Raw genomic sequence first — 26,625 nt, 5'->3', positions numbered from 1 at the left:
CAGCATCCAGGGAGGCCCGCCTCATGCGGCGGAGCGACCCAGAGTGGGGAGATTCGATGAGCAGAACTGGGGAATTTCGGTGAGCACCGTCAGTGGTTCGTACGGCACTGGAGACTCCCGACTCTGACCGGGACAAAGATCCCGGCTTCGGCCGGGAACTGACGCCGAGCGCACGGCCGCCACGCCGCGCCGCGTCAGGTTCGGCCCCGAGGTGACCCCCCTGCCCCTCGGGGCCGAACGCTATGTTCTCGCCTAGGTTGTGACAGCGGCTGGTCCGATCTTCGAGCAGATCCGCGGGTTGATCCACGAGTCCCCGTCCGAACCGATGGAGCCAAACGATGACGAACCGCGTGAGCCATGAGCAGATCATGTGGATTCATGAGTACAACGCGTACGACCGTTTGGCGAGGACCCCTGAGAAGCTCTACGAGCTCATCCGCCCGGCTCACGAGCACTTCGAGCACACGGGACGTGTCCCGGACTGGTGCGGCACCGATTTCTTGCGTGGATGGGCCTTCTACTTGGCCCGCGCTGATCGGCACGCCGGCGCTGAGGGCAGCCACCATGAGATCTCGGCGATCCTTGAGGTTCTCGACTCGCAGGACGCTAACGAGTAGATGCGCGAGCGCGAACCTGAGTCGTATTAATGACCCCAAGCTGCGTCAGGCGCGAGCGTTCTGGGCTGAGCGAACGCTGCGGATGAGGTTCACCAACTGCGGGCTCGCCTTCGCGTCAGCAGCCAGGGCCCGCTCGACCTGCAGCACCTCATCAGGGGTAAGCCGCAGCCCGCGGTCCTCGCTCAGCACGGCGCGCGCCCGATCGAGCGCGGCACCCATGACGAAGGACGTCATGTCCTGCCCTTGCAACTCCGCGGCCTCGCGCAGCAGCGCGAGGGAGTCCGCACTGCAGCGGACGTTGAGACGTTCGGACTTCATACTCATGACGGATCTCCTGTGTCAGGAGCCACCAGCGTACGCCTCTCGTACGTACAGCTCAAGTTGTTTCCCCGAACGACGCCCTGAGCGCCTTCGTCGTCATGAACAGATGGAGCTGCCTGCTCGCGAAGCGCATGAACCCGTACCGGGCATAGAACGTCACGGCGTCAGCATCGATCGCGTGCACCACGACAACTTCGAACCCCACGTGCTCGCTGGCTTGTGCGATGCCCTCCAGCGCATGCACGAGCAGTTGCCGTCCGACGCCTTCGTCCTGGCAGCGCACGTCCACCGCAAGCCGTGCGAGCAGCACGGCTGGGACGGGATAGACGCGCTTCGCCACTCCATGCATTGCAGCAGCGTCGTCCAGGTCCAGCCTGTAGGTCGTCGTCGCGTAGTACCCGATCACGCCCAGCTCGCCGTCGACCGCGACGAACGTGCGCGTGTTGTCTGAACGCTCCTGTTGACCGGCCTGTGTCTTGAGCCACCCGTCCAGATCCGGCTTTCCGCAAGAGAACGCGGAACGATCGAGTGCTCGGCTGAACGAAACGATCTCGATGCTCCGCATGCGGTTCACTCGATCTCGAAGCCGGACTGGTCGAACTTCAACGTGGTCGCATTCTCGGAGACGGTCCGGATCGTGGCTTCGTCGAACCCGCCCTGCCGCCTCGCTTGGACCTCGATGGATACGACCACCTGACCTCCTCCATCACGCAACGGCGTCAGCACCTCGTCCACAACGTCCTTGAAGTCACCGGCGATGCGGTCCGACCGCAAGTGCCGGACGCCGTAATACCGGTTGGGCGTCGCCTTGGGCGGAGCGTCGACCGCCGGCCCCGGCGTGAAGACGACAGTCACGTTTTCGTCGGTCGGCTTCGGGTCCGCGACTGTCATCCCCCCGTCCTGGAGAACCTGCCGCTCCGCGACATCGGGTCGGACCAGCAACAGGCTGTCGCTGACGGGAGGCGCACTGACCGACTCGCTCGGCAGCCACAGCCCGACATAGCGCCCGTCCTCGAATCCGAGGGCCAGCGCATACGCGTCCGTCTGCCAGATCATCGGCAGGTCGACCACCCCGTCATCCAGGACCGCGCGGTTACGGAGTCGCGGCATGTAGGGATAGGTGCTGTAGAGATCCCACAACGCGCCGAGTGAGACGTGCCCGTCCTTCCAGATCTGCGGGACCTTGTTGATGGAGACGCGGATGCTCTGCGCGGCCTGCCGCGTCGAGAGGTTGCCGTCATTGCCGAGTCGACGCGACACGCGCTCAGCCAAGGACTCTGCCTGTCCTTCTGCCTTCGTTGCGGCGATGGCGAAGGGTTGGCTGGCATCCGGCTGCGATGGCGTCAACGCCCAGATGAACGCTCCGAGCAGTCGTGCGTCCACGGTCGAGTTCGCTTGGTTGCGTCGCGTCTCGGCCTGGACACGCTGGTTCTGAGTGAGGTCGAGGTCAGCCTCGTTCTCGAGGACGTGGGACCACCCGAGGTACTCCCGTGTGGCGGCCTCCAGCTCTTCCAGCCGGTTCGTGTCGGCCGCGAGGAAGACCAGCATGTTGCGGTGCGTGCGATGCCCCGAGCCGCGCCGTTCCGTCGCCTCTTTGGCGAACCCGACGGCAGGCGATTGCTCACCTTCAACCTTGGAGTACGCCACCTTGGGATGCAGGATCACCAGCCGCGCCTCGTCCAGATCCGGGATGTCGCCGTGGTCTTCGGGCCCGACGTGGACCGCGGTGAAGCTGCCCTTCGCGGATGCCTGATCCCGCAAACGGTCGACGATCTCCTTGAAGACGTCTTCTTGGTGGAGCCGTTCTGCCTGGTCCTTCGCGGTGCGGGTGATGTTCGCCTGCAGGTCGTACCAGTACTTGCCGGACCCGGAGTAGAAGTACGTCGCACGATCCCCGAGATGTGTCAATGCCGAATGGAAGTTGCCGGGCACGTCGCCGGGGACGGCAGTGCCAAGGAAGACGCGCTGGGTCTCGATCCCCTTGTGCGCCGACCCGATTGTCGGCACGGCACCAAAGAAGACGGTCCGCGCGAGGCGCTTGGTGAGTGACCGTTGCCCGAAGACGGGCTTCTCCTTGTCGATGAGCGCCGGTTCGGACGTCGGCCCGTCGACGTCCGCGTCGATGACGGCCTTCCACGAGTCGTGCAGGTACTGCGCGACCTCCGTGTTGACCGCCGCCGCCGCGAACGGGATCGACCCCGGCATGACCAGGGGCGAGGCGTCCTCACCCGTCCAGAGGGTGTGCACCACCGTGCTCATGAGGCGCAGCACTCCCCGAGTCCGCTGGAACCGCTCCAGCGACGACCACTCCTCATACAGTCGGTCGAACAGCTCCGGGTGGATCGGATAGGTCGCCTTGATGCGGTCTTCGTATGCCGTCTCGCGAACCTCCCGGGGGAAGTCCACTGGATGCTTGCGATACATCTCGACGTAGGCGCGCGCCGTCACGCTGATCGCCGAGAGGGCTGCGGCATCCGGCTCGCGGAAGAGTCGCTGCTTCACGATGTGGTACGCCTCTGCGGACGAGGCTGGGCGCCACTGGTCCGCGACTCGGCGCACGACGTTCTGCAGTCGCTTGAGCGCTTCGAGTCCATTCGCGCCACCGACCTCCTCGGCGTTGCCGGGGACGACCTCCCTGTCGTCTCCGGACTCCGAGGCCGGGATGGAGATGGCCAGCAGGATGCCCTTGGTGCCCTTCGCCGCTTCGGTCAGTGACTGGGCGAAGGTGAACTGGTCGTCGAAGCTGCCTCCGGCCAGGTCGTCACGGCCAAGCAGCGAGCGCGCGTACGCCACCCATTCGTCGATGAGGATGACTGCGGGGCTGTATTCCTCGAGCAGGTCGTGGAGAGCCTTGCCGGGGTGGGTCCGGTCCGCGTCCGCCTTCGCGACCTTCGCGTATGCCGCCGCGCCGCCAAGTTGCCAGGCCAGCTCACCCCAGATGGTGTTGACGTGGGTTCCGTCGTCCTTCACGGACCCTGTGGGCGAGAGGTGGTTGCCGACGATGGCGACTCTGTTGACCTTCTCACCCGTGTAGCCGTTCTTGGCCAAGAGCTCCTGGGTCGCCTGTGGGAAGTCGCCGATGGGTCGGCCGGCCGCGACGTGCCACAGCGACAGCATCGAGTGCGTCTTGCCGCCACCGAAGTTTGTCTGCAGGTTGATAACGGGTTTGGCGTTGAGGTCGCCCGAGAGTCTCTTCACCGCCCAGCCGATGAGGTCGGTCAGGCCCTCGGTGAGATAGGTGCGCTTGAAGAACTCGACGGGGTCGGCATAGTCGTCGTTGCTCTCGGCACCGGTCGCGACCTTGTAGAGGTCGGCGGCGAACTCGGACGCGGCGAAGTTGCCGGTGGCGACGTCGTCATGGGGCGGGAGGACCTCGCGCCACGGCTTGACCCCGTCACCGGCCGGGTTGTCGACGGCAGCCCTGAGTGCCTTCTTGGTGTCTTTGTCCGCGGTGAGTCGACGCAGGTTGAGGCGGATGGCGCGGACCTCGTCGGCGGCTTCGGCGGCACCAATGACGTGGAGGAGGCGTTCGCCGGTGTCGAGGGCGCGATAGGTGTCGTCGTCGGTGAATGACTCGTTGTGTGCCCACCTGTTGCGCACGTCGCGCAGCTCGCTCGCAAAGGACTCTCCGGTCTTGCCGAGCGAGTCACTGAAGGGGTACCAGCCCGGCTTCACCCCGGTGGTGATGTTGTGCTCGGTGAGCATCCGGAACTGCACCTGCGGGTCGAGCGGGCTGTAGCTCTTGGTGAGGTTCGGCGCCTTCTTGGCGTCCTTGGCCTGGACGAGCTTCGTCCACTGAGCGCCAACGGCCTTGTCGACGGCACCGATGACGGTCGAGATGTAGTCGTCGATCGCAGGTGCCATCGCCTGGAACATCCGGTCGATGCGGTCCCTGTTGCTCAGCGCCATCTCAGTTCAGTTCCTCATCCATCTCGTTGGCGAGCACCTCTGGTTCGAACTGCGCGGAGTCTTCTGCAGCCAGCCCTTGACCGATGTCGCGCTGCACGGACTTGCCGATCGCAGCCTCCACGAGTTGGCAGAGTGACTCTCGTCGAGCAGCGAAGTAGGTAGCGAAGTCATCGGCTCGAAGTGCTGGCGGGTCAACCAGATGGGTCGCGAGCAACTCATCGAGCCGCTGGCTGTTGATCTGCGCGCGATTCTCAATCAACCCGAGGTAGGCAGACGGCGCGTCCCCACCGATCGTCCTATTGGTTCGCGCGCTGATCGTCGTCTTGTTGACGATGCTTTCACGGTGCTCGTCATCGACGCCATTTTCCGCGCACCACTTCTGGGGAAAGACGTGGTGGATGTCGACGGCCAGGTCAAGGTACTGCACCTTGTCGAGAGCCTTGTCCTCCATCCAGTCGCGTGCTCCACCGGAGAGGATCAGGGCGGCCAAGCCCTTGTAGGCTGCGGCGTTTCGAGTGCGCAAGGAATGCAATCTGGACTCGGTGAAGTTTGCATCCTGCACTGTCCGGGGTGCTGGTGCCGTGGCGTCCTTGGCCCACGCTGGCACGGCCTCAATGTCCCGCACGAACCGAGTCTCGATAGCGGAACCATAGAGTTCGCCAAGGACACCGCACCAGAACCACCTTACGATACGGTCCTTCACCGCGATGAGGTCTGCGTCGTTTCCCAGCACAACCCTGATCGCAGCCAACGGCACGAGTTGCTTTGCGTAGGGGACGTTGCGCGAGCCGAAGATGTGCCGATCAGCCAGAAAGGTCGCGGCCCAAATGAAGGCCTCACGGAGAGCGTCCCGCCACTCAAGGTAATCGGCCAGGGTGAGTTTGAGTATGTCTTCACGCTTGGCAGAGATAGCGGGAGGCCGATCAGAGCAGTCCGCGAGGTTGCGCTTGCGCGTCGTCAGCATCGTGACGGCCTGTAGGAAGTCTGTGCTCTCCACAACAGCCAAGACTGGGTGGTGAGACCAGTGTTGTTGAGTGTCCTTCCAGTCATCGTTGAGCCGGAAATCCTCCTTAGTCTTGGCGTAGTGCTCGGCGTCCCCGGCGAACACAGCCGTCAGGAGCTCGAACACGTTGAGCGGAAGACCCCCGATGTTGACCTTCTCGAAGACTGTGGCGACGGCAGCTTTGTCGGTGTCTTCGTCGAGAACGATGGCTGGTATGTCGTAGGTCGTCGCCGGGTTGATGAAGGCCTTGTGAAAGTCCTTGCCCAGCTCGCGGTCGTCAAGCTCAAGAATCCAGCTCATGTAGTCCCCATAGAGGAGATTGAGCGGGAAGTACCCGTGCTCTCTCTGCTTGTCATCACCACTGAGGTCGAGGACGACGTCCTTGCCGAAGTTTGTTCGCACGACCCCGTCGCCCGGAATCGAGATCACCGCCTCATCGACCCGGGACGCATCGGTCAGTGCCGTGGCCATGTGGACGAAGTAGCGGCGATCGAGGAGTTTCCCCCGGCTGTCTTTGGTGGCCACAACGCCGTCGCCGCTCAGGGCTTGGGTGAGAGAGGTCAGCCGCTGCTGGCCGTCGAGCAGCAGGAACTTGGCCTCGGTCCCCTTTGCCAGATCGACACCCTCGACTGCGCGTGGTTTGAAGCGCACCTGCGAGTTGCCCGTCTTCAAGAGCATGACTGCCCCTAATGGGTGACCGCGGAGCACGGTGACGAGCAGCTGCCGGATCCGTTCGTCCTCCCACTTGTAGCCCCGCTGGAAGTCCGGCAACTGAATATCGCCAGATCGTGTCCAAGCCAGATACTCACCAAGTTCATACATGGGAGTCAGGAAGCCCATGGGTCACTCCTCGTCGTCGAAGGTGAAGGTGGACTGGGATGTCGATGAGGTGGGACGGTCGGCGCGGGAGGCATCGAGGATGTCGGGCCAGGAGGTCGCCAGGGTGTTGAACGCGAGCGCGTCCTTGGTCCAGCCATTCTTCTCCGCGATGGAGAAGAGGAGGAAGGCGAGCTCCTTGACGAGGTCCGCCTCGACCGCGCCGTCGTCTCGGGAGGTGGCGTCGGCGAGGAACTGACCTGCGGCGGTGATGCCGCCGGAGTCGAGGGTTCGGATGAGGTGATGGAGTGCTTCCCACGCGCTCGTGTGCGCATCCGCGAGAACGTCGTAGTCGTCCTTGAGGTCGCTCGGCTTGAGGAGGGTGACCTTGCCGGCCCGAGAGGTGAGAATCTCGTCGCGATCCATGGTCTCAACCGACGTGTTCCGTGCGCGAGCGAGGTTGTCGGCATCACCGAAGACGCCTGTGCCGTAGCCGTGCTGGCGGTACCACGCGATGGCAAAGCGGGTCGTGGCGTCGAAGTCACCCTCCTGCTCTGAGAGCACCTGGTCGAGGATCTCGTTGATTCGGGCCAGTGCCGAACGCACCGTCATCGGGGTCCCGTCGGGTTCGACGACCGAGGCGTACCGAGAGAAGACCGCCATGCCGGGCCCGATCGCTGCCTGAGGGAGATCGACCGGGGCGACGGCGCCCTGCTGGAGATTACGCAACGCGTCGGGAAGCTCGGCCTGCAGTGCCGCGATGAAGCCACGCCGATCCGTATTCGGCGCGGCGTCAGGACGGGGGCGCAGAGCGAGAACGATCGAAGAGGCCAAGGCGTTCGTCTGATTGCCGATTAGGCGACCCGAAAGTTCCGTTCTCACTGGCCAGGTAGCAGTGATGCACCATCCGCTACCCACCATTCCCTCCAGCAGGGTCTCCCATCCCGTCGATACGCCGTCAAGCCCCGATTCGGACTGTTTGAATGCATAGTAGACGGTTATAGGAAATCTCTCGTCCGCGGAGACCCGGGCTCGCATAAATACGCGCCTAAAGCCCTCCTCGAAGAACGATCGAGCGCTTGACTTATCGCCATGACGATAGGGGTTTGCGACCAGTTCTTCATGTTTTGGGACTAATACGGTAGACAGAAGTTGTGGATAGACCTCTCTCAAACTGCGTCGAAGCCAAACATAGAAGTAGTCCGAGAGGTCCGAGTAGCCGATATTATCGTAGTAGGGGGGGTCCGTGGACAGCAATCCCTTTGCCAGGACTGAACTAGCGTCGGCTTGTCGGACTGAAGCGGCGAGGGCACCCGACGACGGCAAGCGATCGAGAGCGTTTGCCACAGCCCTCACCATAATCATGAACGACCCTGACTTCCCGGACAATGGATGTCCCTCAGCAAAGTCCCATGTCATCGGAATGGCCTGACGACCGAACACGTGAACGATTACTTCATTCTTTGGATGATTGGACCAGGCTGCTACTGATGATTGATAGTCGGTCATGCGACTCACGGCGATCCCTAGGTACGTTGCGATGGCGTCGGCGTAGGCGGCGGCGTCGGTGCCCGCGTCGGACAGTCGGGCGCCTTCGGAGCGGCCGGTGGCAAGGGCGTCTTGGAGGGCGCGGTCGCGGGCTTCCATGACGAGGTCACTGAAGGTCGTCAGCGCCACCAATTGCCGATTCGTAAACAAATCTGAGAACTCGGTCAGACCGTAGGCGGGTGGTGAAAACCAGCGAGGGTTCTCGGCCAGCGCACCGGAGACCGGCGAGTCTGGCCGACTCACCATCGATGCCTCGACGTGCGCGGCATCGGGGGCACAGTAGATGCGCTGCCTATCGCCTTCGGCGACGGTAGCGAGGAGAGCCTGACCCCCTCGGCCATCCATGAATTCGCTGCGAATGTAGCTGACGGGCACGCTGGTTCCGCATGCAGCACACACTGCGCCCGTGCGGCCCGACATCGTCCCGTCCGTGCTCGGTCCACTCGGGCCATGACCGATGTCGAACTTCACTCGGAGGCCGCTCGGGTGGCTTGCATCGCCGACGACGGAGGGGACGACGTAGGCCTCCTTGCCCTTCTTCTTGCCCAGCCACGACGACCGAACGAGCGGCATCTCGATCCCACACGCCGGGTTGGGACAGGTCACAGTGCGCGCCCAGATCCAGGCGATCACGGTCGCCTTCGAACCGTCGGGCAGATCGGCCTTCGGGTACAGGTGCCCGATCCTCTTCTCGGCCTCGTCGCGCATCCACTGCCCGTACGCACGCACGTCGGCCGCAAGGCCCTCGGCACCGGCATACGACACCAGACCGTCGCGCAGCGACGGGTGCACCGGCTGCTGCCCCGAGAACTTCGGCGGAATCTCGATGAGCGCCTTGTTGATGAGGACCGCGACCGGGTTGAGATCGGAGGCGTGGGCCTCCAGCCCTAGTCGCTGTGCTTCGAGGGGGATGGTGCCGCCGCCGGCGAATGGATCGAGGATCGGCGGCGGGTTGTTGTCGGTGGAGGCCATGATCTCCGCCTTCGCCTCGGCGAGGAGCTTCTCGTCGCGGACGTTCTCCCAGACGACGAGGCGCTCGATGATGCCGTGCAGTCGCTCCCGCTCGCGGCGCTGGTCCTCCTCGGTGGGGAACCGGTTCGGGTGGCTTGACGGGTCGTCCACGAGCTGCGCGAACAGCACAGCTCGGGCCGCGGCCAGCGGGCGGCGCGCCCACCACAGATGCAGTGTCGACGGGTGCCCATGCCGGATCGACTTCTCCCGGGCCGACTCGCGGTTGATGGCCTCCAGTGGCAGGGCCACCTCGATGAGCTTGCGCTTCTGCACGGTCTGCGTGCCTCCCTCGGTGGCGGGCGCGGTCGATGTCGCGGTGTCGGATCGCATCAGAACGGCGCCTTGCCCTTCGCCCACTCCTTGTGCCAGTGACCACGGATGCCCGTCGCGTCGAAGCCGCCGATCTCGGTGGTCGCGAACGGGTTGTCGAGGTATCGCACGTCGTCAAAGTCCGTACCCCGCGGGTCGACCCGCACGAGAGCGAGTCGGTAGCGGGGATGGGCGTTCTTGCCGGTCATGACCTCATTGTGGGTGACCCAGAAGTCGTCGGCGCCATCGATGCGCGCTTTGACCTCGATCCGGTAGGTCTCACCCGTGGCCGGGTCGGTCGAGAGGATGTCGTAGCCCGGGTTGTTGAACGCCTGCTCTACAGGTGAGCGACCGAGGCGGCGTTCCTCTGCCATGACCCGGTCCACGCCGCGGCGTTCGACCGCCTTGGTCTCGACGGCGTGGGTGGCGACGCCAGCCGGCAGCTCACCGTCGAGCATGGACGCGGGTAGGACGAGCGCCGACGTCACGACGTGCGGCGGCTTCATCGACATGTTCGACTGCTGATCGAGGAGAGCGAGACGTTGGCGCAGGCGCCGATCCAGCTCTGTGGCCTTGCGGGTCAGGCTTTCGGGCGTCTCCTTGGGCTTCCTGCCGGAGCGTTCTTGCTCAGCGGCCAACGTCGCGTCCATCAGCAGCCGGTCGCGTTCGTTCTCCAGGCGCGCCGTGACGAGCTCGCGCATCCGTGCCAGCTCGGCACCGCGACGGGCACTCACCTCCTGCAGGTACTCCGGCAGGGTCGTCGCGATCAGCCACGAGGAGGCGGCACCTTCGGCATCGGCCAGCCACGGCTCGCGCCGAGCGGCCTCGACGACCGGTGCGGCCGGCGCGGCCACGCAGTCCAGGTAGGGCGCGGGGCCGGCCTTGGAGACGGTGCCCATGGCGTCGACGAAGGCGTAGCTGAACCGCCGGGCAACGCCCTTGCCCGTACCATCGGCGATCTCCTCGATGACCCCCACGAGGAGCTGCGGCTGCTCGACCGTCGGCGATATCAACACGGTCCCGGTGTTGAGAGCGCCGCCAAGATGCTGCGCGGCCTCCTCCATCACTGCGTCATGCAGGGGGTGACCCGGCGCGAGGAGATCCGCACGCGGCATACCGTCCGGTTGGACGAACTCAAGGTCGAAGGTCACCCGCTCGTAGCGCTGCGCGACCGGACGTGCGAGGTGCGCTCGAAGGTGGGCGGGCACGTTGGCGACCTCGTAGCGTCCGCGCTCACGCTTCACCATGCGACCGCCCAGTCGCGCGAAAGCCGCCTTGAAGGCCATCTCGATGTAGTGCGGCTGGAGTCGGCGCGCTCGCGCCTCGTCCATCGCGGCACGGAGTTTGGCGAGGTCGGCCTCGCTGAGGTGGTCCGCGGCGAGCGCTCGCTCGTCGAGGAGGTCCTTGAGCCCGTCACCGACGCTGCGGTCGATGACGGCTTGCATCTTGGCCCGCGTCTCAGGCAGCTCGCCGTACTGGATGGCGTCCTTGAGCAGGGCCCGCAGCGGGGTCTCCGAGAATGCCTCACCGAGGACGTCGAAGACCTTGCCGCCGTATGCCGCCCGCATCTGGTCGAGCTTGCCGAGCAGCGTCAGGAAGACCTCGCCTTCGCGCGTGTTGTCGGCGACGAGGTTCCACAGGCGGCACACCTCGGTCTGTCCGATGCGGTGGATGCGACCGAAGCGTTGCTCGATGCGGTTGGGGTTCCAAGGCAGGTCGTAGTTGACCATGAGGTGAGCAGCCTGGAGGTTCAGACCCTCACCTGCGGCGTCGGTCGCGAGGAGGAACTGGCAGTCGGGGTTCTTGGTGAACTCCTCGGTGATGAGGCGACGCTCGCTCCGGTTGACGCCACCATGAATGGCGCGAACCGCTCCCGAACGCCCGACCAACGTCGTGATGCGGTCCCTGAGGTATTCGAGGGTGTCCCGGTGCTCGGTGAAGATGATGAGCTTGCGCGGCCGCCCGTCCGCGTGGGTGGTCAGGGCGTGATCCTGGAGGATCGCCGACAGTTCCGACCACTTCCGGTCGACGCCGCTGTCCCGTACCCGCTTGGCCTTCGCCGTCAGGTCGGCGAGTTCGAGGAGCTCGGCGTCGAGCTCGTCCACGGTCTTGGCGGCGGTGGCCTCGTCGAGGATGTCCTCCTCGAGGCTCTCGAGTTCGTCGGCGTTGAGGTCGTCCTCGTCGATCGCGTCGAGGTCGATGGTCACGGTGTCGTCGCGGTAGGTGCCGCTGAGGATCTCTGCGCGACGCTTCTCCAGACGTTTGGTGCGCCGCACGAGACTCTGATAGATCGCCTCCGGCGAGGAGGCCAGCCGACGCTGGAGCACGGTCAGGGCGAAGCCGATCGTGTTCCTGCGCTTGCCGCCGATCCTGTCGGCACGGTTCATGCCTTCGCGCACGTAGGCGGTGACGTCCTCGTAGAGGTCGTATTCGTGGCTGGTCAGTTTGTAGGGGACGGTCTCCGCGACCCTCTCGGGGAAGAGCTTCTTGCCTTCGAAGGTGAGCAGCTCCTCCTTGACGAGACGGCGCATGATGCCGCTTGTGTCGACGGCCGTCTTGCGCTTGCCCTCGAAGCGGTCCTTGTCGAGCAGGGTGAGGAAGAGCTGGAAGTCCTCCTCCTTGCCGGAGTGCGGGGTGGCCGTCATGAGGAGGAGGTGCCTCGTGATCCCGCCGAGGAGCTCGCCCAACTGGAAGCGCTTGGTCTTCTCGAGCTTGCCGCCGAAGTAGTGCGCACCCATCCGGTGGGCCTCGTCGACGATGATGAGGTCCCACTCGCTGTCGCGGAGCTGGGCTTGGAGCTCCTCGTTGCGAGAAAGCTGATCCATGCGGGCGATGAGGAACGGCTTGTCCTCGAACGGGTTGAGCGACACGACGCTGTCGACCAAGGTCTTGGTCAGAATCTCGAAACGCAGGCCGAACTTGAACATCAGCTCGTCCTGCCACTGCTCGACAAGTCCACCCGGCGCAACGATGAGGCAGCGCTTGACATCGTCACGCAGCATGAGCTCCTTGACGAAGAGCCCGGCCATGATGGTCTTGCCGGCGCCCGGGTCGTCGGCAAGCAGGAACCGCAGGGGTGTCCGGGGCAGGAGCTCGCCATAGACCGCGCGGATCTGGTGGGGGAGCGGTTGCACCTCGCTCGTCGCTACGGCGAGCATGGGGTCGAACAGTCCTGCGAGGGTGATCCGCTGCGCCTCGGCGGCGATCTTGAAGTCGCCCGCGTCGGCGTCGAAGGGGCGCATGCCCGAGGCTGCGAGCCTGATCGAGTCCTCATGTTGCCGAAGAACGACCTGCTGCCCCAGCTCACCTGCTGAGTTCTTGTAGGTCAGTTCCGCGGCGCTCGCTCCATGCCACTGCACGGCAATCACGGTCAGCACCTCGCCCGGCACGAGGCCCTCAATTCGCAGGCCCGGCTTCAGCTCCTCAAGCTTCACGGCATACATCCTTGTCGTCGACAGCCGGCAAACATTACGAGCCACCACTGACAGCGGAAGCCTGTTCGCCGAACAGGCGCTCCCGCTCGGCCGCGATGACCTGACGCGCCAGCTCGGAATCGGTCATGTCCACCGCGTCGGGAGCACGCTTGGCAATGACACTGTCGCGAGCGAACTCATCGAATAACTGACGCTTCTCGGCGAGGATCTCGCGGATCCGCTCGTCAACGCCACCCTCGGTGAGGAGACGGTGGACCTGGACAGTTGTCGTCTGACCCATGCGGTGCGCGCGGGCGACGGCTTGGTCCTCGGTCGTCGGCTTCAGCTGTGGCTCGCAGATGACGACGACCGACGCTGACTGGATGTTCAGCCCGACCCCACCGGCCGTGATCTGGGCGACGAGCACCGCCCCACCATCCGCCTCGGAGAACCGGTCCACCATGCGCTGGCGCTCATCAGCCGAGACGGCCCCAGTAAGGGGGCCGAACACTTGGCCCGGCAGGACGTTCGCGAGGTGCGTCAGCACGTCACGGAAGTAGGAGAAGACGATGACCCGACGCCCGTTGTCCTCGGCCTCCTCAACGATCTCCTTCAAGCGCTCCACCTTGACCGACTTCTCGACCAGCATCGCCGTGCGGCGCATGAGCATGAAGTCACCGGCTCGGACGGCATCACGGTAGGAGTCCCCGCCGTCGTTCGAGCCCACCCACTCGTCGACCTCGACGAGCTCGGGGAGCTCGGTGAGGACGTCCTCCTGGTTGCGCCGCAGATAAGCGGGCGCCACATGCTTGCGGAACTTCGACGCGAGGAACTCCGGTGCCGACTCGGCCAAGTCGGGCCGGAGGTAGCCGATGAGATTCCGGAACTCCTGGACGCTGTTCTCCAGTGGCGTGCCGGTCATGAGGATGGCGTGGTCGGCTGCGTCGATGAGCACCTCGGACGCGATGGACCGAGCGATGAACGGGTTCTTGATGTAGTGGGCCTCGTCGAAAACGGCACAGCTGGGGTTGGCCGTCGCGAGGTCATCCGCGAATCGCTGCATGAGGCCGTACGTCGTGACCGCGACGCCGCCATCGCGGCTCCAGTTCGACAACGCGCGGCGACGATCCCAGTCCTGACCGTGAACTCGGTAGGCACGCAAGGCGGTGTGTTTCGGGATCTCGCGCATCCAGTTGCTCACGACCGCCGCGGGACAGACGACGACAAAATGACTCCCTTCTGTGGCGCGCAGGTGGGCCATCACCGCCAACGCCTCGACGGTCTTGCCCAGACCCATCTCGTCGCCGAGCACGATGCGCTTCTGCACCAGCGCGAAGCGGGCACCGAAACCTTGGTAGGCGCGCAGCGATGCCGTGAGGTGGGTGCGGTTGAGCTCCTGGTCACGGACCGCGGCGATGATCTCCTCAGGGAGGTCGCCGTGCATCTTCTGCTCGTCCTCGGTCACGAAGCCGAGTTCGGTCAGCATGCCGAAGTAGTCAGCCGGCCGGCTGAGGAAGTCGGTCCAGACGTCATCGGTCGGGGCCGTGGGTGCGAGGCCGGCGAGAATGCTCTCGGCCATGACGCGTACGGACGGGGCCGGATCCGCGGTGCCGGCGAGCAGCTCCGTCCCCTCGGGGACCTTGTTGAACAGCAGGCGCATCGCCTCGCTCAACGCGACCTCTTCCTCTGAGGGCTCGAACTTGCGTGCGCCATCCCACGCGCGCAGTCGTGCGAGCAGGGTTGTCGTATGAGCGCGCCTCGCCTTGACGTCGATGCGGACAGGCGTCTCATCGCGGACCCCCTCGTGGAGGCGTAACGCTGCTTGCGTCGCAAGCCAGCTCGACTCATCGCCGATGCCCGGGATGGTGGCGAGCGACTCCTGACCATGCTTGCTGGCGCGCAGGACGTCCCAGACCGACCTCAGCCCATGTCTGGATAGGGCGCCCGTGCGCAGTCCGCCGGACCCCGCAGCCTTCTTGAGGACCTCGAGGTCCATGTCCCGCAGGGACAGCTCGATGTCCGCGGCCCGAACCTTCTCCGCAGCTCGCTTGGCCTCCGCCAGCGCCGCCTTGGCAACCTTCTCCGCCTCAGTGACAGTGGGCGCGACGTCAACGAGCCTGGTCAAGGTGATGTTGTCGATGACCTCGGTGGGCCGCCATTCGGCAGGCACGATGTGTGCCAGGGGAAGCGAGTCGTCCGCGAAGCTGGTGAACTCGGGACCCGGCTCGTTCATCGCTGTCAAGATGCGCTCACACGCTGGCACCTCCGCATGCATGAGCTGCCTCAGCTGGGAGAGCGCAGCGTGTGCGGGCTGGCAGCCGGGCTCGCGGGAGCACTGACCTTCAGTGTCGATGTGCGTGGCAGCAGCTGTCAGGTGGGCGCTCACTCTCTCCTCGCACGAACTCACGGTCTTTGCAGCCTCGGGGGCGAGACGGAAGTCTCGACCCGACGTCAGAAGGGTGGCGAGCTCTGCGTCCGGTCCGATCGGGATCAGTCGTGTCACGGTGCTGCCCAGTGCGAGATCGGTGCCGCTCTTCCTCAGCTCGTCGAAACGGGCCGTGGCGTCCCGAAGCAGGTCGCCGGACAGGGCAAGCGCGGAGCCTGCCTGGCCCTTGAACGCTTCGGACTCTTGAATCAGTCGTTGAGCTTGCTCCTCTTCAGTCCGAAGGACCGTCGCGACTCGGGACGCTGCCGAATCGAGTTGGTCCCGAACGCCGTCCCGCCGGAACGTGACCTGCCTGGTGAGCAGCCGCGCAACCGCCGCGTGCGCTCGAGAGCAGCGGTCGGCGGGGCAGGTTGCTGGGTCGAGGATCTGGCGGGCATCCAGCAGATCGGGCGCGTGATCACGAAGGGTGTCCTCGATAAGAGTTCGCTCGGCAACCGACAGCACCCTCGTGGTGAAGGTCAGGTGCGATTCGTCGTCCAGCACTCTCCGAAGGCTCGTGGCGAGTGCGTCGACGTCGGCCAGCGCGGCGTTGAGCTGGTCCCACTCGGCAGAAGCGCGCTTCTGCAGATCGGCCAACGTGGCCTCGATACGGCGCCGATCGCCACGTTCTCCGAGGCCGGTGTGGAACTTGGTCAGGCGATTGGCAGCGCGATCCGCTCCCTCCGCAGGCGTTGTACTCGAGAACCACCTCGATGCGGTGGCGGTTGCGGCCCGCTCGAGGTCCCCGGACGCGTTGAGTCCGTCCAGTTCACGAAGCAGCCACAGCGAGTACTCATCCAAGTTCGCACGGTGCGACACCGGCATGTGACTGGCGAGCTGGCGCACCCGTCCGGCGAGGTCCACCAAGCCACGAAGGTCCGACAGGATCGCCGACAGGCGCTTCCTCTCAGCGCGCTTCATACCGATCCCCTAGATCGCGACTCCTCAACTGACCGTCATCATGCCCGTAGACAACCTCGCGCTGCTAGGCGTTCCACAAATGTGTCCTCCAGTGGTGAAATTCCGTCGGAGCCCTCAATGTCCAGGAAGCGGAGGTCCGACTCATGAGCGCCAACGGCGTCTTCTGCTTGGAAGGTGAATGGAGCGCGGACCTGCGCTCGCGAGACAGCGTGCTGCCGATGCTCGAACTACTGGAGCGTCTCGCACAGATCAAGTTCATTCATCGCGATGTCGCCACAGTGACGGAGGTGCAGCGTTACCTGCGGATATGGAAACAGAAGCGATACAGCGACTACCGCGTCCTCTACCTCGCCGCTCACGGGGACAAGGGCAGCATCACGTGGTCGAGCCGGAATCGCAGCGGCCTTGACGAGTTGGCCATTGCACTTCGAGACACGGCCGCAGATCGCTACATCTACTTCGGCTCCTGCCTGACCTTGTTCAACAGTGACGAAGTCATGCGGTTCGCCAGAGCCACCGGCGCCCGCGGCGTATTGGGCTATCGACGCGAGGTCAACTGGCTCGAGTCCGCTGCTTTTGACATCCTCCTTCTCCCGGAGATCGCGAATCACTCAGGGCGACCGTCGACCGTATTCAAGAGGGTGGCGAAGCGGCACGGTGAGCTTGCGCGACACCTCAAGTTCGTCCTGTCCACGTCCACGCACGTGTTGCGCGCCCAGGACTGAGCGTCGCCCAAGCACACAAAGGCCGGTTCGACCCGGAACAGCTCCAGCGGCGTCGATGAACCGCAGCCGCATGGGATTCATCATGACTTGTGGGGTGCAACTCCCTGGTGGCGCGACTCGGGGAAGCGCTCGGCGGCGGCTGCCAGCTTCTGTCGCGCCGCATCCAGCAGGTCGATGTCGAGGACATCCGCCAGGTTCAACAGATAGATGAACACATCCGCCATCTCCTCACCCGCCCGGACCTGCCGCTGACCCGAGCTGAACTCGGCTCGCGCCTCGTCGGCCGGCACCCACTGGAAAAGCTCGGCCAGCTCACCGACCTCACCCACCAGCGCGAGCACCAGCGACTTCGGGTCGTGGAACTTGCCCCAGTCCCGCGCGTCACGGAAGGCGCGCAGGTCCGCCTGAAGGTCGGCGACGGCATACGGCTCGGTCGGCATGCCCGCATCCTTCACCACACGCGACACCTTGACCATTGGCCCGCCCCTAGGTGGCCCTCCGACTACAGTCACTCTCGTCATTGCGGATCGACGGGCTTCCGACTCAGGACACGCCTCCCCGCACGCTCATGTCGTGCTGTCCGGGAGCCTCCTGTGTCGTCGTTGCTGCGCTGCGCCGCCGGCGAGTTCTCGGCGCTCGAACTGCACCTCGAAGAGCGGCTCGCAGAGCAGATGAAGCACTCGACGGGCCGCTTCCCTTCTCCGGGAGAGCGACGTTCCTGGTCCCGCAGCCTGCCCGTCCTCGCCGCGGACCTCCGCGATGCCGGCCTGTCCGGTGTCGAGATGCTCGTCGAGTTCCAGCTCCCGCTGACGAGCAAGCGCGCCGACGTGATCCTCGCGGGCGTCGACCGCAGAACCAGCCGGCCGGCATACGTCGTGGTCGAGCTGAAGCAATGGACCGAAGCGGAACGCTTCGAGGACAGCGACGAGCTCGTCCTCGTCGGCGGCTACGGCACGCGACCGACCACCCACCCCGGGGCGCAGGTTTCCGGCTACGTCGACTACCTCACCGACTTCACGGCGTCACTCGCGGACGACGCAGGGGCGGTGCGCGGCCTGGCGTACCTGCACAACGCCACCGACCACGGAGTTGGCGATCTGCTCACGGCGCCGACGACGCCGGCGAGCCGACTGTTCACCGGTCAGCGGCGTGGCGAACTGCGTGACTACCTGCAGGACGTTTTCGCGCCTCAGAGCGGTGCGGACGCGGCGGATCTGTTGTTGGGCAGCGCGATTCGGCCTTCGCGCCAGCTCATGGCCGTTGCTGCCGACGAGGTACAGCGGCGCGAGATGTTCACCCTGCTCGACGAGCAGCGCGACGCCTACAACTACGTCTTGTATGCCGTCCGCAAAGCTTCGCAGTCGAACACCAAGACCGCTGTGGTGATCTCCGGTGGCCCGGGCAGCGGCAAGAGCGTCATCGCCCTGTCGTTGATGGGTGAGCTCGGGCGACAGGGCCGGACCGTCATCCACGCGACCGGGTCGCAGTCGTTCACGAAGACGCTGCGCAAGGTGGCGGCTGCGCGCAATCCTCGCGTCCGCAAGGCTTTCCTGTACTTCAACTCGTTCATGGCGATGGAGCCGAACTCGCTCGACTGCGTGATCCTCGATGAGGCGCACCGCATCCGGGAGACGTCGGTGAACCGGTACACGCGTGCGGAGATGCGGACCGGTCGCCCGCAGATCGACGAGCTGCTGTCGGTGGCGCGGACGCCCGTGTTCCTGCTCGACCAGTACCAGGTCGTGCGGCCCGGTGAGATGGGGACAGTGGCCGACATCCGCGCAGCGGCCGCGCAGCGAGGCATCGACGTCATGCAGATCGACCTCGAGGACCAGTTCCGCTCGGGTGGGTCGCTGGAGTACATCCGCTGGGTCGAGGGCCTGCTCGGTCTGGGCGGTGCGGAGGCGCACCGGTGGCCGGGCGACGACCGGTTCACCGTCGAGGTCATGGAGAGCCCGCAGGAGCTGGAGGCGTGGCTGGCCGCGAAGCAGTCCGCCGGCTTCGGTGCACGGATGACGGCAGGCTACTCATGGCCGTGGAGCGACCCGCGTCCTGACGGGTCGCTCGTTCCCGACGTGCAGATCGGCGACTGGTCCCGACCGTGGAACCTCAAGGGAGACAGGGCAGTTGGCGGTGCGCCGCCTGCTCCGCTCTGGGCGACCGACCCGGCCGGATTCGGCCAAGTCGGCTGCATCTATACGGCTCAGGGTTTCGAGTACGACTTCGCCGGAGTCATCTTCGGGCCCGACCTCGTGTGGCGAGGCGATTCGTGGCGGATCGTGCGCGACGCCAACAAGGACGCTGCACTGCGAAGTCGCACCCAAGTGCCCGACGCCGACTTCGACCGACTGGTTCGCAACGTCTACAAGGTGCTGCTCACTCGCGGCATGCAGGGCGTCGGCATCTACTCATCGGACCCCGAGACGCTCCGACATATCGCCTCATTGACCTGACCTCGCACTGATCTGACCCACCCAACTCGCGGATCGACAGGCTTCCACGCCGGACATGCCTCCCCGCCTCTTCGAGAGGCTCGGCATGGCCACACGCGTGATCTTGATCGACTACCACGCACCCCAACACTGGGATTACGCGAAGCGCAACGGCTTCTGGGACCTCCAGAAGCACTGGAACGGACTCGGCCCCGGAGACACCGTCTACTTTCGGACGACCGGCAGCCAAGCGGCCTTCTTGGGACGAGCTCGCGTGACCACTGAGCAACAGACGCTGGCCGACGATGTTGCTCATGCTTGGTCGTCCGAAGACTCGCGTCGTGGCGGCTACCGCTACCGCATTGGCCTTACAGACTTCGAAGACTTACCAGTTGTCCGGCTGAGCTGGTCAGAGGTGGTCCAAGGAACCTCCGCGCCCCGCCGCCTCAACCCCGTGACCCTGATCCCCGAGTCCGGGGTGCCATGGCTGGAACGCCGACTGGGAATCACAAGAGATCCATACGCCCAAGCCCTCAATGTGGTGCGGGAAGACCACAGGGAGGACCTCGACGTTGAGCTCATGGTCGAGGATCGGCGAGTGCGGGTCCCTGCCTCAGTGGTGCTCCGCAGAGGACGCGGGCCGTTCCGAGACGCACTGCTAGAGGCGTACGACCGCCGGTGCGCAGTGACCGGAGCCTCCACCGAGGGCGTTCTCGAGGCGGCGCACATCTGCGACTATCGCGGAGACCACACCGACTCTGTGTCGAACGGGGTCCTGCTTCGCGCTGACATCCACACGCTGTTCGACCTCAAACTGCTCACGATTGGCGCCGACGACGCGAGGGTGCGCATCGCGCCCGAGGTTCAGGACTCCAGTTACCGAATGCTCGACGGCAGACCTATCAGCGTCCCCACGTCCGCCACACAGCGACCCGCGCACGCGTACCTCGCTGCCCACAATTCTGCGTGCTCGTGGTACCACGCCAACGGAGGTGACTGACAGCTACTTCACGCAGTTGTCCACGTTCTCCTGGCTCATCGACCACTTCCACTGCCCATCCTCGGCATACATGTGGGCATCAATCGGTGCGGCAAGGCCGTCCACTATGACCTGTGCAGACACCTTCGTGGCCGGAACCTTCTTGTCAGTCCCAGGGATGTCCGTGGGGCCTACGTCAGTTGCACTGAGCGCCTTCGACCACTTGATCGAGGGCACCGCCTCGGAGTTCCTGCAACGCACGTAGTCAGCCTTGGACAGCAGCTTCTTCTGAGGACTGACCATAGTGTCGTACTGCGCTGACCAATCCTTTTTCGTGAACTGATCGATCCACGTCTTGAACGCATTCTCTGCCGACGTGGCTGGGGCCTGAGCGGACGCCGACGGTGCAGCGGCGTTCCCCTCCCAGTCCGAAGGTGCGCCCACGAACACGGTGCAGTCGGCCGGCTGAGACGACGCGATCACGTCAGCGTCGACCCGGATCTTGCCGCCAGCCGGGATGAGCTCAGGGAAGTCAGCAGCGCCACCAATGACCTTGCCGGCAGAGTCCAGACAGGCCAAGCCGATGCGCGCGTCCTTGATCACTTCTTGGGTGGGGTTCGAGACTTCGAAGCTGGCTTGGACGCCACCGAACTCGGACTTCTCAATCTTCGCCTTGGACGTCGGAAGCTCCGGGAACGGCTTGTCACTGAAGGCGCCAACCGCCTCGACGTCAAGAGTTGCCTCAACCTTTGCTGCCTTCTGCCCAGGCGCGAGGTCGAGCTGCGTTCCCACTACATGCTCACCCTCAGGGCGGGAGAAGCCCTCGACCTGTGATCCGGACTTCAGCACCGCACCCTTGTCATCGAGCACGTTGAAATTGACCGTGACGGTCTGCCCCACGTACGTCGAGTTATTGCGCACAACAGCCGAAACCCAGACATACTCATCGCGCTGACCGAACCCTGCCTTCACGATCGTTCCGAGTTCCTTTGGTGCTGAGGCGGAAGCGCTGACGTTTGGCGCGGATTCTGCCGACTCGGGTGACGAGTCAGAGCCTCCCCCTCCGCATGCGGAGAGTGCTGCCGCGAGAACAAGTGGTGGCGTGATCTTCAAGATGGATGCGGAACGCACGCGAGACCCCCAAACGAGTAGTTGTCGCGAGTGTACATGCTGCCGGGTGCTGAGGTGTTCGACCTGTTTGCGGTGCCGGCGCGCCCGATCCCGCTCGCCGGAGGCCAGGGACACAGCGTCCATGCCGGTGACCTCGTCCTCTCACCGGGCCGCGACGAAGCCACCGACTCGTGGCTGAACCCGATCCTCGCCCCGCTCTCCGCGCAGCTCGATCACGAGCGTCCCCGAGCGCTCCGGCTCGCCATGCCCATCCCCACCAGGGACGGCCGGTGGGTCGTCGACGGCTGGGGCGCAACACGATTCGAGCCTGATACCACCGAGTGCCGCGACCTTGACACCCTTCGCGCCACCAGCCACCTCCTCCACGCGCGACTCGCCAGCGCAGCGCCCACCGAGCCGGACGGCATACGTCACATCGACAACCGCTGGGCGCGCGCAGAACGCATCGCGTTCGGCGACGCCGCGCCCACCGGCATACCGGCAGCAATCCAGCCGCTCGTCCACGAACTCCTCGACCAGCACGACGACACCGACCTCGGCCCGAACCAGCTCGTCCACGGCGACCTCGCCGGCAACGTGCTCCTCGACGCCGACGGCATCCCGTTCGTCATCGACATGGCACCGTTCTGGCGACCGGCGCTGTGGGCGGAGGCGACGTGCGTTCTGGACGCCGTCATGTGGCTGGGCGCCGACCCCGCAGCGATGACCGACTGGACGACTGGCGCGCGCCGCCAAGCGATGATCCGATCCGTGATCTTCCGGCTCCTCAGTGACCTCGAGCCCGATGTCGACTGTGTCCGCAGCCTGGTCGGCTGAATGTGTGATCCACCCGGGCACTACTAGACTTCAAGTAGCCAGTGCAGGACTGGCTGGCTGTCGCGGAACTCGTCCGTGGCCGAACGACAGGGGGCGTCCATGGCGGAGTCCGGGCCCAGGCGCGGTAGGTGTCCGGGGTGCGGCAAGAATCTCGTTCTCTCGAAGAAAAATGTCATCCAGAAGCACCAGGTCAAGGGTGGCGCGTTCTGCACCGTCCAAGGGCTTCGGGTCCCGCCCTCGAAGGTGACCAGCACGCCGGCCGGCGGGAGTCGCCGGTCGGGGTCGCGAACGCGAAAGGTCCGGGTGATCCGGTCCACGCGGGGACTGTGGGGAGCCGTGCGCGAGTCGATGTCAGGCGAACGCGCCTCCGCTGAAAACTCGAGAGGTTTCTGGAGTGCCGGCACGGAGTGGCACGCCGGTCGCAAGTACGAGGAATGAGGCTCGGTACCACCGAGTCACCCGCGACATCGTCACCAGCGGCTTATCACAACCTTGAGACCCGGCACCTGGACGTCGGGCACGATGACCTCACGGCAACCGACGCCGTGCAAGACAGGGGAGCGAAGGGGCAACCGGCATGACGGGCTACACCGTGGTGGATGTCGAGACGACAGGACTGTCGCCTGATCGTGGTGATCGGGTCGTCGAGATCGGTGTCGTCTATGTCTCGGACCGTGGGGAGGTCCAGGACCGCTGGTCGACATTGGTCAATCCGCAGCGGGACGTGGGACCGACTCGCATCCATGGCATCTCGGCGTCCGACGTCACGAACGCCCCGACGTTCGCCGAGCTGGCCCCCTACATCCTGCGCGCTGTCGCTGGCAGGACGACCGTGGCCCACAACGCGAACTTCGACCTCCGGTTCCTCGCTGCGGAGATGGTTCGATCCGGCGTGCCGCTCCGCGACCTGCCGCTCAGCGGCGTCTGCACGATGCAGTGGTCGACCGCCTACCTCAACGCACCCAGTCGGCGCTTGGTCGACTGCTGTCGTGCCGGTGGGATCGCGCTCACGGAGGCGCATTCGGCTGCAGCCGACGCTCTGGCCACTGCTCAACTTCTGGGCCACTACCTCAAGACGTCGGACTACCAGCCGCCGTGGGTGGACACCCTGGCGACGACCCGCGGCTATGGATGGCCCACGTTCAGCGGGACGTATCCCGAGCTCCGGATGACCCGCCGCACGGAGGTACGGGCGGTCCGGCAGGACGAATGGCTCGACCGCATCGTGTCCCGGATGCCGCGCGCTGCGGACGCTCGCGTCGACTCGTATCTCGCCACTCTCGAGATGGCGATGCTCGACGGGTTCCTGGCCGAGCACGAGAAGAGTGAGCTCGTTGGGGTCGCGACGGAAGCTGGCCTCACTCGTGGACAGGTCTTGGACCTGCACGCCGATTACCTCCGCGCCATGGCAGAAGTGGCGTTGGAAGACCACATCGTGACAGCGGAGGAGCGGGCCGACCTCGAGCGAGTCGCCTTCATGCTGGGTCTGCGAAGCACTGACGTCGAGGCTGCCCTTCGCGCTTCGCTCGACGCAGGGCAGGGGCGTCACACCTCGGGCGACGCCATCGAGAGCACGGGAATCGCCCTGGAACCCGGTGACCGCGTGGTGTTCACCGGCGACATGGTCCGAGAACGAGATGAGTGGGAGGCCCGTGCTCGGCAGGTGGGCCTTGATCCCGGCGGGGTCACGAAGAAGACCAAGGTGGTCGTGGCTGCCGACCCCAACTCACTCAGCGGCAAGGCCAACAAGGCGCGCACGTACGGCATACCTATCATCACCGAGGCCGCCTTCGAGCGGCTGCTCGCTGAGCTCCGCAACCGGTAGCGAGCGGCGGCCAGCACTCGGTCGCCACTCTTGTGCCAGCCCATCGGGGCGTGCTCGCATGGGTCATGCGCACCCTCTATGACGACGTCGTGCAGACCGACTACGGACAGTTCGAGATCGAGTGGTCCGCCAACGGGCCGGTGTTCGACGGCGACGCGGACAACGTCTTTGCCGACCAGGCCAACGGGATCCTCGGGGTCGCGAACCGGCCTGTGGGCGTGTACCTGACCTTCGGGCGTCGCTCCGGTGGATCCCACCTGCGCATCGACCTCCACGACGAGCAACCGGGCGAGCCGGCGGAGGAGTGGGAGGACGTCGTCGAGGCATCGATCGACGTCCCGGACGGCTCGACGGTGCAGTGGGTGACCTGGGCGGCCGAGACCTCCGGCCCGCTCGATCTCCCACCCGGCATCTACCGCGTCCGCTTCAGCAGCCAGGGGCGCGACGCCGGGCACGCGAACGAGTTCGCCGACGGCATCGTCGACCGCTACCTCCTCGAGCTGTGGCCCGCACCGCCAACTCCGGACGAGGTCATCCGGGTCGGCAGTGAGAACGCGCGCTACTGGCACGAGGAGTGGGGTTCGCGCCGCTGAGGTGCGCAAAGCCCGCGGTCGCACGAGCCGCGCGGACGGCATACGAGTCGTCCCGCACACGTGTCGGGCGACTGCCAGCGGGGCACAGTGAACCCATGAGCGACATCGACATGGCGAGAAGCGTGCTGCGCGACGGGTTCGCGCGCACCCACGACTGCGTGCCCGAGGCCCTCGACGGCCTCACCACCGAAGACCTGCTCTGGCGCCCCGACGCCGACGCCAACTCCATCGCCTGGCTCGTCTGGCACCTCGCGCGCCAGCAGGACGAGCAGGTCGGGCAGCTTGCCGGCCGTCGTTCCGTGTGGACCGAGCAGGGCTGGGCGCAACGCTTCAACCTTCCGTATGCCGGTGACGCGACGGGCTATGGCATGTCACCGTCCGAGGTCGGCGATTTCCGGGTCGAGGACCCGGCGCTGCTCACCGAGTACCACGAGGCCGTCCACGCCATGACGGTCGATTACGTCGACACGGTCGCGCTCGATGACCTGGCCGAGGTCATCGACGAGAACTGGGATCCGCCGGTGACCGCGGCCACGCGGCTCGTGTCCGTCATCGACGACGCGGCCAAGCACCTCGGTCAGGCCGAATACGTCGGCGGCCTCATGGAGCGCGCCCGCTGACCTTCCTCTTGCGGGGACGCCAAGGGATGCAGTGCTCGCGTGCTTCACGGACGGCGCGCCCGAGCGTCGTGTCGTCGCTGGACTCGTCGATGGTGACGCGCCAGTTCTGCGTCGTGGCACTGGAGCCACCCCACTCGGTGGTCTGCGCACGCACCTTGATGATGTCGTCGAGTCGGCTCACGCGCACGATCAACGAGCCCGCCCGGGTGAGAGCCCCTTCGCTGCGGAAGCCGAGCGCCTTCGAGACGAGACCCCACTCGGGTCGGGGCTCGTCCTCTGGAGGATCCCGACGGGCACGGCTCAAGCCCTCGCGAACGACCTTCCCCAGAGTCGAGTCGTCCACGGCTGCGTCGAGAGTGACGACCCATGAGTTCGCCATTCCGAGCCCACCGCAGAAGTCCCACGCCTGAAGGGCGACTTGCTCGTCGATGAACGTGGCAGTCACCTGCTGATAGATCTCGTACCTCATCGGCTGAAGTCCACCGTGCTGTGCGAGCGTGCCTTCAGGACGGCCTCACCCACGGTGGTCACGTCGCTGTCGGCAGGCAACGTGGTGGTCCAGTTGCTTGGTTGGACCGCGAAAGCTGTGCGGTCGGTTGTCGTCGACTCCACCTTGAGCCACTCGTTTCGTCGGAAGACCGTGACCGCTAGCGCTCCAGCACGAATCATGGCGTCAAAACTGGCAAGACCCAACGCTTGGGCCACCGGCGAACCCGTGCGGTCCCGAGTGATCACTGGCGCCTGATAGTCCTGCTCGGAGTGCGCGAGTCCGCTGCGGATCACGGCCCCCAGTTCCGCAGCATCCACAGATGCTGACACCGTTTCGACCCAGCCGTTTGCCACCCCCAGCCCGCCGTCGAAGGAGTAGGACTGGAGGTCAAGTCCGGATCGGTGGTGTACGACGGTGATCCGTCGAGGGTTGTGGTTTAGGCGTTGATGGCGCCGGCGATCAGCTCGGTGGTCACCTCCTCGTTCCCGGCCTGTCCCTCGCGGGCGATGAGCACGGCGCGGGCGTTCTTGAGGGCTTCGAGGCCGAGGTAGCGGCGTTGTTCGGCCCATTCGTCGTGCTGCTCCGCGAGGACGGCCCCGACGAGCCGGATCACGGACTCGCGGTTGGGGAAGATCCCGACGACGTCGGTGCGGCGGCGGATCTCTCGGTTGAGGCGCTCGTTGGGGTTGTTCGACCAGATCTGGCGCCAGATCTCCTTCGG

Annotated in this window: 20 protein-coding genes; 8 read left to right on the top strand and 12 right to left on the bottom strand. The window is 65.4% G+C overall.

Annotation, left to right across the window (positions count from 1 at the left end; genetic code table 11):
• Window positions 1-338 precede the first annotated feature (338 nt).
• Window positions 339-617: a hypothetical protein gene (locus BCF74_RS15525; RefSeq protein WP_106298861.1), complete on the top strand. Its 279-nt coding sequence runs from the start codon at window positions 339-341 to the stop codon at window positions 615-617.
• A 45-nt stretch (window positions 618-662) separates the two neighbouring features.
• Here BCF74_RS15525 and BCF74_RS15520 read toward each other — a convergent pair whose 3' ends face one another.
• From BCF74_RS15520 to BCF74_RS15490, 7 genes are read right to left on the bottom strand one after another with little or no spacing between them, the layout of a single operon-like run.
• Window positions 663-941, bottom strand: a complete 279-nt coding sequence (locus BCF74_RS15520) for a type II toxin-antitoxin system TacA family antitoxin (RefSeq protein ID WP_106298860.1) — start codon at window positions 939-941, stop codon at window positions 663-665.
• 52 nt (window positions 942-993) lie between these two features.
• Complete coding sequence (locus tag BCF74_RS15515) at window positions 994-1,503, bottom strand: GNAT family N-acetyltransferase (RefSeq protein ID WP_106298859.1); 510 nt, start codon at window positions 1,501-1,503, stop codon at window positions 994-996.
• A gap of 5 nt (window positions 1,504-1,508) precedes the next feature.
• Complete coding sequence (locus BCF74_RS15510) at window positions 1,509-4,847, bottom strand: Swt1 family HEPN domain-containing protein (protein ID WP_106298858.1); 3,339 nt, start codon at window positions 4,845-4,847, stop codon at window positions 1,509-1,511.
• A 1-nt stretch (window position 4,848) separates the two neighbouring features.
• The gene (locus tag BCF74_RS15505; protein ID WP_106298857.1) at window positions 4,849-6,690 is read right to left on the bottom strand and encodes a GmrSD restriction endonuclease domain-containing protein; all 1,842 of its coding nucleotides are present in this window, start codon (window positions 6,688-6,690) and stop codon (window positions 4,849-4,851) included.
• 3 nt (window positions 6,691-6,693) lie between these two features.
• Window positions 6,694-9,555 (bottom strand): DUF1156 domain-containing protein, encoded by a 2,862-nt coding sequence (locus BCF74_RS15500; protein ID WP_106298856.1) that lies wholly within the window; start codon window positions 9,553-9,555, stop codon window positions 6,694-6,696.
• Window positions 9,555-12,977 (bottom strand): helicase-related protein, encoded by a 3,423-nt coding sequence (locus BCF74_RS15495; protein ID WP_245889402.1) that lies wholly within the window; start codon window positions 12,975-12,977, stop codon window positions 9,555-9,557. The genes BCF74_RS15500 and BCF74_RS15495 overlap by 1 nt, the downstream gene beginning before the upstream one ends.
• Before the next feature lie 25 nt (window positions 12,978-13,002).
• On the bottom strand, window positions 13,003-16,293 hold the full coding sequence (locus BCF74_RS15490; protein ID WP_106298855.1) for a DEAD/DEAH box helicase: 3,291 nt from the start codon (window positions 16,291-16,293) through the stop codon (window positions 13,003-13,005).
• Between the two features lie 143 nt (window positions 16,294-16,436).
• Here BCF74_RS15490 and BCF74_RS15485 point away from each other — a divergent pair, with 143 nt between their 5' ends.
• Window positions 16,437-17,018: a DUF6642 family protein gene (locus BCF74_RS15485; protein WP_106298854.1), complete on the top strand. Its 582-nt coding sequence runs from the start codon at window positions 16,437-16,439 to the stop codon at window positions 17,016-17,018.
• Window positions 17,019-17,098: 80 nt separating this feature from the next.
• On the opposite strand, the gene BCF74_RS15480 is transcribed toward BCF74_RS15485, so the two are convergent.
• On the bottom strand, window positions 17,099-17,494 hold the full coding sequence (locus BCF74_RS15480) for a nucleotide pyrophosphohydrolase (protein WP_245889401.1): 396 nt from the start codon (window positions 17,492-17,494) through the stop codon (window positions 17,099-17,101).
• Between the two features lie 117 nt (window positions 17,495-17,611).
• Between BCF74_RS15480 and BCF74_RS15475 the strand changes: the two genes are divergently transcribed.
• On the top strand, window positions 17,612-19,471 hold the full coding sequence (locus tag BCF74_RS15475; protein ID WP_106298853.1) for a DUF2075 domain-containing protein: 1,860 nt from the start codon (window positions 17,612-17,614) through the stop codon (window positions 19,469-19,471).
• 85 nt (window positions 19,472-19,556) lie between these two features.
• A complete protein-coding gene (locus BCF74_RS15470; RefSeq protein ID WP_170070272.1) occupies window positions 19,557-20,450 on the top strand; it encodes an HNH endonuclease in 894 nt (297 codons plus the stop codon).
• A gap of 3 nt (window positions 20,451-20,453) precedes the next feature.
• On the opposite strand, the gene BCF74_RS15465 is transcribed toward BCF74_RS15470, so the two are convergent.
• The gene (locus BCF74_RS15465) at window positions 20,454-21,401 is read right to left on the bottom strand and encodes a hypothetical protein (RefSeq protein ID WP_146133007.1); all 948 of its coding nucleotides are present in this window, start codon (window positions 21,399-21,401) and stop codon (window positions 20,454-20,456) included.
• Window positions 21,402-21,596: 195 nt separating this feature from the next.
• Between BCF74_RS15465 and BCF74_RS15460 the strand changes: the two genes are divergently transcribed.
• The 4 genes from BCF74_RS15460 (at window position 21,597) to BCF74_RS15440 (ending at window position 25,414) form a co-directional block, all read left to right on the top strand.
• A complete protein-coding gene (locus BCF74_RS15460; protein ID WP_106298862.1) occupies window positions 21,597-22,376 on the top strand; it encodes an aminoglycoside phosphotransferase in 780 nt (259 codons plus the stop codon).
• Between the two features lie 577 nt (window positions 22,377-22,953).
• On the top strand, window positions 22,954-24,201 hold the full coding sequence (locus BCF74_RS15450; RefSeq protein ID WP_106298849.1) for an exonuclease domain-containing protein: 1,248 nt from the start codon (window positions 22,954-22,956) through the stop codon (window positions 24,199-24,201).
• 65 nt (window positions 24,202-24,266) lie between these two features.
• Window positions 24,267-24,794 carry a hypothetical protein gene (locus tag BCF74_RS15445; protein ID WP_146133006.1) on the top strand — a complete coding sequence of 176 codons (528 nt, stop codon included), beginning with the start codon at window positions 24,267-24,269 and terminating at the stop codon, window positions 24,792-24,794.
• A gap of 95 nt (window positions 24,795-24,889) precedes the next feature.
• Window positions 24,890-25,414, top strand: a complete 525-nt coding sequence (locus BCF74_RS15440) for a mycothiol transferase (RefSeq protein WP_106298847.1) — start codon at window positions 24,890-24,892, stop codon at window positions 25,412-25,414.
• On the opposite strand, the gene BCF74_RS15435 is transcribed toward BCF74_RS15440, so the two are convergent.
• The 3 genes from BCF74_RS15435 to BCF74_RS15425 form a co-directional block, all read right to left on the bottom strand.
• Entirely contained in the window at window positions 25,395-25,883 is a 489-nt protein-coding gene (locus BCF74_RS15435; protein WP_106298846.1) for a hypothetical protein, read from the bottom strand. The two genes, BCF74_RS15440 and BCF74_RS15435, sit on opposite strands and share 20 nt — an antisense overlap.
• Window positions 25,880-26,221, bottom strand: coding sequence for a hypothetical protein (locus BCF74_RS15430; protein WP_106298845.1), 342 nt, complete (start codon window positions 26,219-26,221; stop codon window positions 25,880-25,882). The genes BCF74_RS15435 and BCF74_RS15430 overlap by 4 nt, the downstream gene beginning before the upstream one ends.
• A gap of 119 nt (window positions 26,222-26,340) precedes the next feature.
• Window positions 26,341-26,625, bottom strand: a 285-nt coding sequence (locus BCF74_RS15425) for a transposase (RefSeq protein WP_177426671.1), incomplete at its 5' end; no start/stop codon positions are given.

Source organism: Knoellia remsis (assembly GCF_003002895.1).
Classification (GTDB): domain Bacteria; phylum Actinomycetota; class Actinomycetes; order Actinomycetales; family Dermatophilaceae; genus Knoellia; species Knoellia remsis.
This window is presented reverse-complemented; position numbering and strand designations above follow the sequence as displayed.